This window comes from Devosia aurantiaca (genome assembly GCF_011058215.1).
Classification (GTDB): domain Bacteria; phylum Pseudomonadota; class Alphaproteobacteria; order Rhizobiales; family Devosiaceae; genus Devosia; species Devosia aurantiaca.
In genome coordinates this window covers 755,683-767,988 of sequence record NZ_JAALFG010000002.1, presented here as the reverse complement: position 1 = coordinate 767,988, position 12,306 = coordinate 755,683, and the positions used below count along the sequence as shown (strand labels likewise).

14 protein-coding genes and 2 pseudogenes are annotated in these 12,306 nt (G+C 61.4%); 4 read left to right on the top strand and 12 right to left on the bottom strand.

Going from position 1 to position 12,306, the window contains the following annotated elements:
- Positions 1–216: 216 nt before the first annotated feature.
- Positions 217–789 carry a peptidase inhibitor family I36 protein gene (locus G5575_RS11465; protein ID WP_164534425.1) on the top strand — a complete coding sequence of 191 codons (573 nt, stop codon included), beginning with the start codon at positions 217–219 and terminating at the stop codon, positions 787–789.
- Here the strand turns inward: G5575_RS11465 and G5575_RS11460 are convergent.
- From G5575_RS11460 to G5575_RS11425, 8 genes and pseudogenes are all read right to left on the bottom strand, one after another.
- On the bottom strand, positions 786–1,268 hold the full coding sequence (locus G5575_RS11460) for a hypothetical protein (protein ID WP_164534424.1): 483 nt from the start codon (positions 1,266–1,268) through the stop codon (positions 786–788). The two genes, G5575_RS11465 and G5575_RS11460, sit on opposite strands and share 4 nt — an antisense overlap.
- The gene (locus tag G5575_RS11455) at positions 1,261–1,818 is read right to left on the bottom strand and encodes a response regulator (RefSeq protein ID WP_164534423.1); all 558 of its coding nucleotides are present in this window, start codon (positions 1,816–1,818) and stop codon (positions 1,261–1,263) included. Before G5575_RS11455 ends, G5575_RS11460 begins: the two co-directional genes overlap by 8 nt.
- Positions 1,819–1,828: 10 nt before the next feature.
- Entirely contained in the window at positions 1,829–2,245 is a 417-nt protein-coding gene (locus G5575_RS11450) for a DoxX family protein (RefSeq protein ID WP_235935928.1), read from the bottom strand.
- 84 nt (positions 2,246–2,329) lie between these two features.
- Complete coding sequence (locus G5575_RS21150; protein ID WP_328765970.1) at positions 2,330–2,893, bottom strand: YihY/virulence factor BrkB family protein; 564 nt, start codon at positions 2,891–2,893, stop codon at positions 2,330–2,332.
- A 124-nt stretch (positions 2,894–3,017) separates the two neighbouring features.
- Positions 3,018–3,359 (bottom strand): annotated as a pseudogene (locus G5575_RS22245) (YihY/virulence factor BrkB family protein); the annotation flags it as partial.
- Positions 3,360–3,472: 113 nt separating this feature from the next.
- Entirely contained in the window at positions 3,473–4,579 is a 1,107-nt protein-coding gene (locus tag G5575_RS11435; RefSeq protein WP_164534420.1) for a DUF3618 domain-containing protein, read from the bottom strand.
- Positions 4,580–4,996, bottom strand: a complete 417-nt coding sequence (locus G5575_RS11430) for a phage holin family protein (protein WP_164534419.1) — start codon at positions 4,994–4,996, stop codon at positions 4,580–4,582. It abuts the gene before it with no gap.
- A 12-nt stretch (positions 4,997–5,008) separates the two neighbouring features.
- On the bottom strand, positions 5,009–5,848 hold the full coding sequence (locus tag G5575_RS11425; RefSeq protein WP_164534418.1) for a hypothetical protein: 840 nt from the start codon (positions 5,846–5,848) through the stop codon (positions 5,009–5,011).
- 215 nt (positions 5,849–6,063) lie between these two features.
- On the opposite strand from G5575_RS11425, the pseudogene G5575_RS11420 reads away from it, so the two are divergent.
- Positions 6,064–6,731 (top strand): annotated as a pseudogene (locus G5575_RS11420) (spermidine synthase).
- A gap of 1,032 nt (positions 6,732–7,763) precedes the next feature.
- Here G5575_RS11420 and G5575_RS11415 read toward each other — a convergent pair.
- The 4 genes from G5575_RS11415 to G5575_RS11400 all read right to left on the bottom strand — a co-directional run bounded on the left by G5575_RS11415 (position 7,764) and on the right by G5575_RS11400 (position 10,860).
- The gene (locus G5575_RS11415; RefSeq protein WP_164534417.1) at positions 7,764–8,657 is read right to left on the bottom strand and encodes a LysR family transcriptional regulator; all 894 of its coding nucleotides are present in this window, start codon (positions 8,655–8,657) and stop codon (positions 7,764–7,766) included.
- Positions 8,658–8,756: 99 nt separating this feature from the next.
- On the bottom strand, positions 8,757–9,707 hold the full coding sequence (gene trxB, locus G5575_RS11410) for a thioredoxin-disulfide reductase (protein ID WP_164534416.1): 951 nt from the start codon (positions 9,705–9,707) through the stop codon (positions 8,757–8,759).
- Positions 9,708–9,859: 152 nt separating this feature from the next.
- Complete coding sequence (gene greA / locus G5575_RS11405; RefSeq protein ID WP_164534415.1) at positions 9,860–10,333, bottom strand: transcription elongation factor GreA; 474 nt, start codon at positions 10,331–10,333, stop codon at positions 9,860–9,862.
- A gap of 317 nt (positions 10,334–10,650) precedes the next feature.
- Positions 10,651–10,860 (bottom strand): cold-shock protein, encoded by a 210-nt coding sequence (locus G5575_RS11400; RefSeq protein ID WP_164534414.1) that lies wholly within the window; start codon positions 10,858–10,860, stop codon positions 10,651–10,653.
- A gap of 487 nt (positions 10,861–11,347) precedes the next feature.
- On the opposite strand from G5575_RS11400, the gene G5575_RS20435 reads away from it, so the two are divergent.
- Complete coding sequence (locus tag G5575_RS20435; RefSeq protein WP_235935927.1) at positions 11,348–11,986, top strand: methyltransferase domain-containing protein; 639 nt, start codon at positions 11,348–11,350, stop codon at positions 11,984–11,986.
- Positions 11,983–12,276: a class I SAM-dependent methyltransferase gene (locus G5575_RS20430; protein WP_235935926.1), complete on the top strand. Its 294-nt coding sequence runs from the start codon at positions 11,983–11,985 to the stop codon at positions 12,274–12,276. The genes G5575_RS20435 and G5575_RS20430 overlap by 4 nt, the downstream gene beginning before the upstream one ends.
- Positions 12,277–12,306: the final 30 nt, after the last annotated feature.

The following is a 12,306-nucleotide window of genomic DNA, read 5'->3' as shown; positions in this document are numbered from 1 at the left end:
TTCAGATCTGCACCGACGAGAACTATCGCGGTTGCCGCACATATACGACCGGCGCCAACTCGCTGGGCGATCTCGACGATTACAGCGCTTCGGTTCGCGTTCGTTAATCGCAGCACTAAGTTATGCGAGCGCCGTCCCAATGGGGCGGCGCTTTGCTTTTGCATCGGGCGCTCTGAGCGGCTAAGTTCGCGCCATGCTTTGTGGAAAGTCGTTGTCATGCGCTCGCTGTTTGCTCTCGCACTCGCCCTGATCGTTGCCCTTGTGCCTGCCACACCCGGCATGGCGCTTTCGGAGTCGGGGAGCCATGGCTGGAGCAGGGCGCCGCTGACGCTTCATTCCGGCCCGGGCAGCGAATACGCGATCGTTGGCGAGATCCCAGGCAAGGTGGAGATCAAGATCCTGCGTTGTCAGAAGCTCTGGTGCAATGTGGATGGTCCGGGAGGCCGCGGCTGGACGACGAATGGCGCGATCGATTTCGGCAAGGATCCCTATTGGCCGATCCTCGATCCCGACGCGCCGCAGCGCGATCTCGCCGGCGGGGCGATGTGCTTTTACACCGGCACCAATTACACCGGCCAGTATTTCTGCGCCGATACGGGTGACGTGTTCCAGGACCTGGCGCTTTGGGGCTGGGACAACCAGATTTCCTCGATCCAAGTGGTGACGCCGACCAGCGCCGCCATCTGCCGCGACCGGTTCTTCCAGTCCTATTGCGAGCGGATTGTCGAAAGCCAGCCGGCCATCGACCCCTATCTGCGCAAGAACCTATCTTCGATCCGGGTCTACTAAGCGGTTTTCTTGTTGCGCTGGATGACGAGGGTCGTCAGGCTTTCGAGATCCTTGAGCAGGGGCCGAAAGAGCTCAAGATTGCTGCCACGGTGCTGGCGGGCGAAGACCAGCGCATCGGCGTAACAGACCGCTTCTGCGCGTTCCATGCCGGCGCCGTCGATGAGGACGGCATCGAGGCAATCGAAGCTGTGCATGGCGACTTCGGTCAGAAGGTGCATGTCGGCGAGGCCGGCAAGATCGCGCACCTGGCTCGCCTGCTCGCAGGATTTGGCCATGTCGGCGATGGGCCAGTTGCGGAGGGCGTCGGCAAGCGGGGTGACGCAGGCGTCGAGCTGTTGTTCGACCTGGAGCTTGACCGCGGTGACCGAGCGCGTAGCGGCAGTTTGGGCGCCGCTGCGGCTGACGCCACCGGGCTTTACCGCTTCGTTGTAGAACTTGGTCTTGATCTCGACCAAGCGGCCATGGGCTTCATCAGACATCGGCGCTCTCGGCTTTGGTGGTGTCGGACTGGCGGCGTTTGGGCGTGTTGGTGAAATCGACTTCGCGGAAGCGCCGGTCGGGACCAAAATAGCTTTTGCTTTCCCAGAAGGGTCGCGGGCTGCGGGCGATCCAGTTGATGCGGTCATAAAGGACGGCAGGCGAAACCGGCTTCGAGAGCACGAAGTTGACGCCGCTGTCGCGCGACTGGCCCACCGAGACACGGCGCGCGGTGCCCATGGTGATGATCATGGGGATGGCGCGCTGGGGGTGCTTGGTGTCGAGGCGGATGGATTTGACGAAGGCGAGGCCGCTGCCCGGCGGGTTGAGCGCGCCAAGGGTCGGTAGGTCGGCGGAGCAGATCAGAAAATCAACGCCGCGATCGATCATCAAGCGCCGCGCGGTTTGGGTGTCGCGGGCTTCCATGACCTTTTTGGCGCCAAAGCCGTAAAGCAGGCGACGGAAGAGCTCGCGGTATAGGTCGCTGGGATCGGCCACGAGAAAGCCGATCTCAGACAGATTTACCGAATCTTCCGCGAATTTGAGCGCCATGGCCCGGAGCTTAGACGCAAACTGCTGACAGTCCGTAAAATCGCGTAACCGGCTGTTCAGCGCACGATTGGGAAGACGGCGCGGAGTTTTTCTTCGCGCAGCCAAAGGGCAAGCCAGACGGCGAGGCCCAGATAGATGCTGAAGAGGTGTGGCTGAACAGGGGATTGTCGACCCGCAGGTTGGCTGCGAGGGAGCCGCCAAGGAGGCCAGTGGTGAGAACTGCGCCAAGCAGGGCCGTGCGCGGGATGAGGAACAGGATCATGCATCCGACCTCGATGGCGCCGATCAGCACCATGTATTTGACCGGCCAGCCGACCACGGTCATCGGCTCGATGGCCGCCTGCAGTCCCATAAATTTCGGCACCGCCGATGCGCCCGCGAGAAAAAGCGCGACCACCACGCTGAGGATCCAACCGGCCAGTTTCATTTCAAAGCTCCAAATGCAGCGTCCCACTGCCCGGATCTCAGACGGATCAGGGGCACTGGATTCGACACTTCGAACCCAAGAATTTTAGCGCTGCTTTCGCTGCGTCGCGGACATGACGAGGGCAGCGGGGAGGGCGAAAGCCAGCGAGCCCCAAGATACCCGCTTGCGGTCTCGTGGTTCGAGCTTGGGCAGGTCATTGTCCTCGTGCGGGACAGAGGCGCCGACTGTATCGGCCACGAAAGCGCCGCGGCTGCCGAGGGGCTTGGTTGGGCCAGTCGTGGTGTCGAGGGCGGTCTGGTGCTCGATTTCCGAGTTCAGGACGGCGCCGATGATGACGAGGGTTGTGGAAATCCACATCCAGGTCATTAGACCGATAACAGCGCCAAGTGAACCATAGGTAGCGTTGTTGTTGGAAAAGTTGGCGACGTACCAGGAAAAGCCCACCGAGCCGGCACCGAGCGCAAAGACCGATAGCGCAGTGCCGGGGGTGATCCAGCGCCACTTTGCCTGTTCACGACTCGGGCCCCAGCGGTAAAGCGCGGCAATCAGAAGAGAAATAACGACCAGCATGACGGCATAGCTGCCGATGCGGACAGCCCATTCCACGTTTTCGCCGGGCAGGATGTCCACGAAGACGGGCATGAACACAACCACGGTCAGGACAAGTACGGCAGCGACAGCAGCGACGAGCGTGAAGGCAAGGCCGGTCAGGTTGAGTTATGAAGGAGCGCTCTTCGCGCTCGTGATAGGCAATATTCATGGCTTCGAACAAAGCCTTGACCCCGGCGCTGGCGCTCCAGAGCGCAATGGCAAGCGCCACGAGGAATGTCCAGCCGAGCGTGGTGTTCTTTTCGCCGACCAGGCGGGTCAGCTGGTCCTGCAGAACTTCAAGTGCGCCGGGAGGCACGATGCCTACAAGAAGCTGCACCTGGTTCAAGACGCTGGCGCGGTCGTTGAAGAGGCCGTAGAGCGAGACGAAGGCCGTGAGGGTAGGGACGAGAGACAATAGCAGGTAGAAGGTGACGCCGGCGGCGGTCAGCAAGATGCGGCTGTCGTTGAAGTTGCTGTAAAGGCGCCAGATGATGTCTCGCCAGCCACGAAGGGGAATGTGCACCGGTGCATTGGCGCTCCGGCCCTTGCCACGCTCATTGGCGAAGCTTTCGTCTGACGATGTCACTCATGCCCCCGAGAAAAGGCGGAGAGCTATAGCCCTCCGCCCGATGATTATTACACGTTTCCGGTGTTGTTGCTCGTGCTCGTATTCGAATTGATGCTCGACGCAACGTCGGTGACGCCGGACTTAACCTGGTTGTAGACCTCGCCAGCGCGCTCGGCGACATCGCTATAGACTTCGGTCGCCTTCTCGCGGCCCTGGTCATAGATGTCGTGAGCCTGTTCGGCGGCCTTGGATTTGACCTGGTCGGCGGCTTCGCCGAGGATCGCATCTTCCTGCTCGGTATGCGGCAGGGCAGCACCAAAGGCTGCACCGGCAGCAAAGGCCAGGGCACCGGCGACCAGCGGCTGATCGCGGAACTGGGCGATGATGGTCTCGTTAAGCGAACCCAACTGGCCATTCACCTGACTGCCCAGGCTGCCAGCACGGCTGGCAGCGCTGCCTGCAGCATGGCTGACGCGGGAGCGACCGGCCTGGCTGGCGCCACTAATGGCATCCTGTGCATCGTGCAGCATTTCGCGGGCACGCTGCCAGGTATGGTTGGCCCAACCAGTGGCTTCATCGAGGAGGTTGCCGGCTTCGTCGCGGAATTCTTCCACGCGGTTGCCCGCAGCATTGGTGAAACCCTTGTAGCGCTTGCCGGTCTCGTCGATGAAGTGACCAGCGCGGCGACCGGCCGTGTCGGATGCGGCGCGATACTTCTTACCGGCATCGTCCAGAAATTCACTGAAGTGATTGCCGGATTCGTCGGCCTGGTTGGAGACGCGCTGCAGGCTCGAGCCGGTGATGATGGCAACGGGATAATCCTCGTCGTCTTCATAGGCGCTGTAGCCGCGACGGTTATTGATGCTGTTGTCCCAATCGCGGTCGCTGCTCGACGAGGAGCTATAGGACGGCTGCGAGGAGCTGGGCTTGGCGATAAGCCAAGCGAGGCTGACGCCGAGAAGAGCGACCGGAAGCGGGTTCGCGGTGACGTTCTTCTGGAGGCTCGAGATGAACTCGCCGCCACCACCCTTAGTGTAGTTCAGGAGCTCGTCGACCAGCTGGCCGGGAGACAGCTTTTCCTGAATCTGATCGATGCGGTCTTCCAGCCGGCTGCGCTGCTGCTCGACTTCGCGCTGCAGTTCGGCGGCGCTTTTGTTGTCGCTATCGTAGGCCATTTAGAGGCGCTCCTTGACGATGTCGGCGTCGCGGCCAAGCGAGGCCGTCGTGCGCTTGAGGTTGAGGTTGGAGGCTTTGAAGGTGGCAATGCCGCGGTTGATGAACACGTAGGCGATGATGCCGACGACGATGGTGACGATCGCAGCGCCGATGGCGTTGGACAGCGTCGGATCCAAGCCCTGGTTCACGAAGAACGAGGCGATCAGGGTCACGAGGCCGCTGAGCAGGACACCCAGAGCACCGAGGGCCAGCACGCCACCGATGGCGATCGAAATGACGCCACCGAGGATTTCGCCGACCTTTTCGGAGGTTTCGGCCTTGGCCAGCTGGATTTCCTTGCGGAAGAGGCCAGAGATGTCGCTGACGAGACCACCAAGCAGTTCGGCCAGTGGGCGGCCTTCATTAACTTGAGACATGTTGGCGTTCCCTTAGAAATTGTTCTTTGGCTGGCCGTAGGTGCTGCCGGTCGACGAGTCGGACGAGGCAGAACCAAAGGAGCTGGAGCCGGTGGAGCTGGAGCCGGTCGAGGACGAACCATAGCCGGTGCTCGAGGAGCCCGAGCCATAGGACGAACCGGTTGAGCCCGAGCCATAAGTGTTGGAGCTAGCCGAGCCGGAACCGTAAGAGCCTGAACCAGTGGAGCCAGAGCCATAGGTGCTGGAGCCAGTCGAGCCGGAACCGTAGTTCGAGCCGGACGTCGAGCTGCCATAGCTGTTGCCGTTGCCAGTGGTGTTGGACGACTTGGTGGCGCGGTGCGCGGACGCACCGGCGAAGCGAGCCGCAACGAAACCGGCCAGCGCGGCGGCGCCGAGGAAGGCGAGCGGCTGGCTGCGGCCGAACTGCTGGGCCATGCCCATCAGCTGATCGACATCCTTGCCTTCGATGTTCTTGCCGAATTTGCCGAGATTGTTGGCCAGATCGCGGGCGTAGCGCGCGGTCGTCGACTGATCGCCTTCGAGTTCATCGGCGACCTTGCCGATGGCGGCAGCGATGCCGGTGACTTGCGATGCGGCGAAATCCTTTTGCTCGCTGGCAAAGGAGCGAGCCTTTTCGACCTGCTCGCCAGCGAAGGACTTGGCCTGATCGGCAACGGCGCTGACCTGGGCCTGCGCTTCGCTCTTCAGCGTCTGGACATCTTCCTTGGCCTTGTCGGTCACCGAACCCAGATCGTGCTGAAGATTGCTTTTGGCTTCGGCGAAGTCGTTTTTGGCCTGCTGCTCGATCGACGATCCGCCAGCACCGGTCACACCGGAATTGTTCTGATCCATCTTAAATGCTCCTCTTAAGGCGTTGCAGCCATCGGCTCCACGCGAGTGATTAGGGAATGTGATGGAACGCTCGTGGTTCCCGGATGAGCGGCTGGTCGGAGCAACCCCGTGTAAATTTATTCTCTCGAGGAAGGGGAACCGCCGTAACCGTCGGCTTGCTTGAACCGATCGGCGGCTTGCTGGTAGGGCAGGGCGAAGCGAGACGGAGTTGGTTTATGCTGCCCTGGATAAAGCTCGGTGAAACGGTAATGCCAGGGGTGGACCGCTCACGCTCATGCAGCGGGGCAGCGAGTTTTCGATCATGTCCGGCACGACCGAGCTGATGAACAGCCGGTTGAGCGGCTCGGAAGAGCAGCTTTCCATCTTGTCGGCGGAGCGGCTGGCCGGACGGCCCAGGCCGCGCGTGCTGATCGGCGGGCTGGGTATGGGATTTACGCTGCGGGCGGCGCTGGTGCATTTTGGCGAAGGCGCCGAGATCGTCGTCGCCGAACTGGTGCCGGAAGTCGTCGCCTGGGCGCGCGGGCCGTTGGCGGCGATCCACGGAACGAGCCTCGATGATGGACGGGTGACAATCTTTGAGGGCGATGTCGGGACGGCAATCGAGTCCGGCAAGCCGTTCGACGCAATCCTGCTCGACGTCGACAATGGACCGGACGGGCTGTCGCGACCGGACAATGACCGGCTCTATAGCGCTCGGGGACTTGCCGTGGCGAAAGCGGCTTTGACGGCTGGCGGACATCTGGCGGTGTGGTCGTCGGCGCGGGACGGGCAGTTTACCCGGCGGCTGACGCAGACCGGCATGGCGGTTGAGGAGCTTGCGGTGCGGGCGCGTTCGACAGGTCGCGGAGCGCGGCACGTGATCTGGTTTGCCACCAAACGCTAGAAACAAAGAGGCCCCGCCCGAGGGGAGGGGCGGGGCCATAGGCCTGCGGCAGAGCCGATGACCTTGGAGGAGCGGGGCACCACGACCCGCTTTGCAGCCACTATCGTGCTGGCTTGACCGCGCCGCAAACGCTGAATGAGAAAAGCTGCCATGCAAAAGCGGCGGCAAAAGAGGCTCCAACCGAAGTTGGAGCCTGATGATAGGGCCGAAGCCAAATCGAAAGTAATGGTCCGGAGCAAGGGAGGAGGATTTGCCCAGACCGGTGGACCGTCGCCGAGGGAGGAGGATTCGGCTTCGATCCAGTGTCGCAAGAAGCGGGTCCGAGGGAGGAGGATACGGAGCGGCTTCACCAGCGACAAAGCCAATATAGATTTTGACCGTTTGGTCCACAATGGAGAAGTGGTCATAGGAGCTATGCAATAGGCACAGCGACAAGCTGTCCACTTTTTAGGCAGAACCGCATAGAAAAAAGGCCCCATCCGGAGATGGGGCCTGATGACCGGCGGAGCCAGGTCGAAAGTGGGGCAGGGCGCAAGGGAGGAGGATATGCGCTCTGCCGGTGAACCTCGGATCAAGGGAGGAGGAAATGATCCTTGGCTCGGTGTCGCGATGCGGAGTCCGAAGGGAGGAGGAGATCGGAGCGCGCCTCAGCAACGAGGACATGTATGAACTGTGCCCGGCCGGTGAGCAATCGCCCAGCGGACATGCCAGCCATGCGTTTTAGCGGAAGGGTAAAGGGGAAAAGAAGATGGCTCCGCTGAGGGGAGCGGAGCCATCAAGGGTAACAGATACAGGATCTGTCAGGAGGGAACGCAGCGGACGCAAGGGAGGGAGGAGAAACATCCGCCGTGCTGGTGATGCATATATGGGCAGCACATCGGATTACCAAGCAGGTGTGAGGCATGTCCGATATGCGCGACGCGCATGTGGCGTCGAAAAATCGTTGTGAATCAAAGGACCTTGGGCAGGTGCGACCGGCTGCCGCGGCCTTGATATGATATTAAGCGGGCTGACGCGAAAAGCGGCGCGAGCCTAGAAGCTCCACTCGCGCGCCTTGCTGACGAGAAAATCGCGGAAGACGCCGACGCGTTTGGAGTTCTTCAGCGCCGGCGGATAAACGAAATAGGCCTCGTAGGCCGGAAGCTCGGTGTCGGGCAGGACTTCGACCAGGCCATCTTCTTTTTCGGTGACATAGGCCGGAAGCATGGCAATGCCGATGCCGGCGCGGCAGGCCTGCATCATGCCGTTAATGGCGTTGACGCGCAGGGCAGCGCGGCGGGGGCTGGAATCGGAGCGGCCCATGCGCTCGAGGTAGTTGATGTCGCCCAGGTAGGACGGCACCGGCTCGCCAAAGCTGATGATGCGGTGATTGTCCAATTCTTCGGCTGTACGCGGCGTGCCGTGCTCGGCCACATAGGCCTTGCTGGCATAGAAGTGGTTGTGAACGGTGAAGAGCTTGCGCTGGATCATCTCCGACTGGTTAGGCCGGTGGAGACGAATGGCGACGTCGGCCTCGCGCATGGCAAGATCAAGCTCGGCGTCGTTGAGGCGGATTTCGAGCTGGATCAGCGGGTAGAGGCGCAGGAATTCGTCAAGGCGCGAACTCAGCCAGGTCGAGCCGATACCGACCGTGGTGGTGACGATCAGCGGGCCGGTGGGGACGTCCTGGGATTCGGACATCTGCGTTTCGACCTGCTGCAATTCCCAATGCATGCGATGGGCGGTGCGGAAGAGCTGTTCGCCGACTTCGGTCAGAACCAAGCCGCGGGCGTGGCGGATGAAGAGTTTCAGCCCAAGGTCGTCCTCGAGCGCCGAGATCTGCCGGCTGACGGCCGACTGGCTCATGGAGAGCTTTTCGGCGGCATGGGTAAAACTGCCCGACTCGGCGGCGGTGTGAAATATCCGGAGCTTGTCCCAGTCGAGCATGTTTCCCCTCGTGGCCCCTCAGCCAGCTCTTATTGTTCCCAGTGCCTTAAGCGACCGTCGCGCAGAAATTGTGACGGTGGAATGGCTTATCAGAAACATTTATTCCGCTGCTTCCGCAAGTTCGTGTTCGGCAAGATAGCGCTCGGCGTCCAGGGCGGCCATGCAGCCCATGCCGGCGGCAGTGATGGCTTGGCGATAAACGTCGTCAGTAACGTCACCGGCGGCAAAGACGCCGGGGATGTTGGTTTCGGTCGTGCCCGGTTTGACCTGCAGGTAGCCGCCTGGCTTCATGTCGAGCTTGCCGGCAAAGATGGACGTTGCCGGAGCGTGGCCGATGGCGACGAAGACGCCGTCGATCGGCTGTTCATAGGTGCGGCCGCTGGTGCGATCGCGCAGGGTGACCGCGTTGACCGAGGGCGGCATGTTGGTGCCTTCCACTTCGACGACTTCGGTGTTCCAGCGCACTTCGATCTTGGGGTGCTTAAAGAGGCGTTCCTGCAGGATGCGTTCGGCGCGGAACTCGTCGCGACGGTGCACCATGATGACCTTTTCGGCGAAGTTGGTGAGGAAGAGTGCTTCCTCGACCGCGGTATTGCCGCCGCCGACCACCAGCACCTGCTTGCCGCGATAGAAAAAGCCGTCGCAGGTGGCGCAGGCGGAGACGCCAAAGCCCTGGAACTTTTGCTCCGATGGCAGGCCCAGCCATTTTGCCTGCGCGCCGGTGCAAATGATGAGGCTATCGGCGGTGTAGACCGTGCCGCTATCGCCGTGGAGGCGGAAGGGACGGTGGTCGAAATCGACAGCGGTGATGATGTCGTTGACCATGCGGGTGCCGACATGCTCGGCCTGCGCCTGCATCTGTTCCATGAGCCAGGGGCCCTGGATGACATCGGCAAAGCCGGGATAGTTTTCGACATCGGTGGTGATGGTCAACTGGCCGCCGGGCTGCAGCCCCTGGATCATCACGGGTTCAAGCATTGCACGCGCCGCATAGATGGCAGCGGTATAGCCGGCCGGGCCGGAACCGATGATGATGACTTTCGCGTGCATCGCAACGCTCTCCAAAGGTCAAAAACTCCCTCGTCCCTAGTTAAAGGCCGAAGGGGCGCAGTTTCAAGGCAAACCAGCAGCGGCGCCTTATTGCCGCGCCCTGCTGCACCAAAAACGCACAGCTTAATGGGCAAACGCCCAAGAAACCGGCGTCAGATATAGCGGATCTTGACGATCTCGTAGCTGCGCGAGCCGCCGGGAGCAGCGACTTCAAACGAATCGCCTTCTTCCTTGCCGATCATGGCGCGGGCGATCGGGGACGAGATCGAGATGCGACCGGCCGAAGCGTCGGCTTCCGGGTCACCGACGACCTGGTAGGTTTTTTCTTCTTCGGTGTCTTCGTCGATGTAAGTGACAGTGGCGCCGAACTTGACCTTGTCGCCGCTGAGCTTGGTGACATCGATGATGTCGGCCAAAGCGAGCAGGGTCTCGAGTTCCTTGATGCGGCCTTCGTTTAGGCTCTGCTGTTCTTTGGCGGCCGAGTATTCAGCGTTTTCGGAAAGGTCACCATGGGCGCGCGCTTCGGCGATCGCATCGATGATGCGGCGGCGCTCGTTGCTGGTGCGGTGCTCAAACTCGGCGCTGAGGGCCTTGTGACCCTGTACGGTCATCGGAACTTTGTCCAAAACTGCCTCCATCCTGGTTCGGCAAAATAAAATCCATGCGCGCGGCAAGCCTTTCGGGCCGCGTCACATGGGTAAACTCGTTGCTGTCCATGTCCTGGGCCATTCGGCCGGCATGGGTACTCCCCGCCAAACTTCGTTGGCTTGCAGCGCACGACGTTTTCGAGGAGATGCGTAAACTTGCCTTCAAGCTGCCCTGCGGTCAAGCCGGGCAGCGCCTCATAGATAGGCAGTCCACATGGCTTTGCAATGCGCCGGGCTTAGCCCAGAAAGTAGGGCGCGCCCTCCAGAACGCGCCCTTCTTCGTTCTGCGGTCTCGATCAGGAGGCGGTCAGGTTGTCGGCGGCAGATTTGCCGGTCCGCTTGTCCTTGACGATCTCGTAGTTGATCTTCTGGCCTTCATCGAGGCCATTCATGCCCGAACGCTGAACGGCGGAGATGTGGACGAAAACGTCCGCCCCACCCTCGTCCGGCTGAATAAAGCCATAGCCTTTTTGGCCGTTGAACCACTTAACGGTGCCAGTTGCCATGATGCGCGTTCCCTCGTGCAGTCGCTGCTGGTGCGGTTCCAGCCAAGCACCGGCCGGAACCAAGATGATATCGAAACATCGGAAGATGGCGTCAGCAGTTGCGAATGGTCTTCGCGTCTTTAGATCGATCGGCCGCAATATTCGATGGCGGGAGCGTAACCCGAAATTTCGGGTGCATCAATATCTCGTTTACACATGACAAAACACCCGTCGAAACCATAGTTTGACGAGGGCGCAGCGGTTCAGTGTCTTACAGTTTCCGGGCCGGGAGGGGTCCGGGCGCCGTTCGCGAGAGGCGACGCGGCGCAGAGGCGGGGTCGGCAGGAGGAGCCGATCAGCACGCCCATTGTAGAGACAAACGCTCTCGGCGGAAGAGCCAAAAACGCACATCGCCGGCATGCAGGCAAATTACTTGCAAACCGAGAGCCTTTAAGGCAAATCCCCGCGCGCCGCGCCAGCAGGGCCGGTTCTTCCGAAAGCATTCGTCTTGATAAAGGCGTCCTATTCTTCCGGCGACGTGATCGCCGACCGGCGCGCGGATTATGCCCGCATGCTGGCTGAAAGCGGTGACCACGCCGCGGCGGCCGAGTTGATGGAACAGGCGCTGGACATTGCGCCGGACTGGGCCGGCGGATGGGACCTTGCCGGTGGTTTTCACGACAAGGCGGGCAATGTCGCGGCGGCCATTTCGGCCTGGCGAAAGCTCGAGGCGCTGGACGATGAGGGCGTATTTGGCGCGCGGCTGAAACTTGCTGCGCATGGGGCGGGACCGGCCGGCGAGGGGACCGCGATCGGCTATGTCGAAGCGCTGTTCGACCAATATGCCCCGCAGTTCGAGCAATCGCTGGTGGGCAAACTCGGCTATCGCGTTCCGGACCTGCTGGGGACGTTGATCGAAGAAGAAATGTCGCGGCTGGCGATAGCGAAGTTTGCGATCGCGCTCGATCTTGGCTGTGGTACCGGGCTGATGGGCGAACGCCTGCGCAGCCGTGTCGAGACATTGGAAGGCATCGACATCTCGGCGGCGATGATCGCCGAGACGGCAAAAAGAATATCTACGATCGGCTGGGGAAAGCCGAACTGGTTGCTGCGCTGCAGGAGCATCGGGAAGACCTCGATCTCGTGACTGCTGCGGACGTCCTGATCTATTGCGGAGCCATCGAGCCGGTGTTGGCGGCGATGGTGCCGGCGTTGCGGCCCGGTGGGCTGGCAGCATTTTCGCTCGAAGCCCATGACGGGGAAGAGGCGCTTTTCCTGCGCCCAAGCCTTCGTTATGCCCATGGCGTCGCGGCCACACGGGAGGCACTTTTGGCTGCCGGGCTAAAAATCCTGCGCTATGAAACCGCCGACCTCAGGATGGATCGCGGCTCGCCGATCACCGGTATTCTGGTTGTGGTGCGACGGCCTGCAGTTTAGCCTGTGGCTCCACCCCACCCAGCTTTGCTA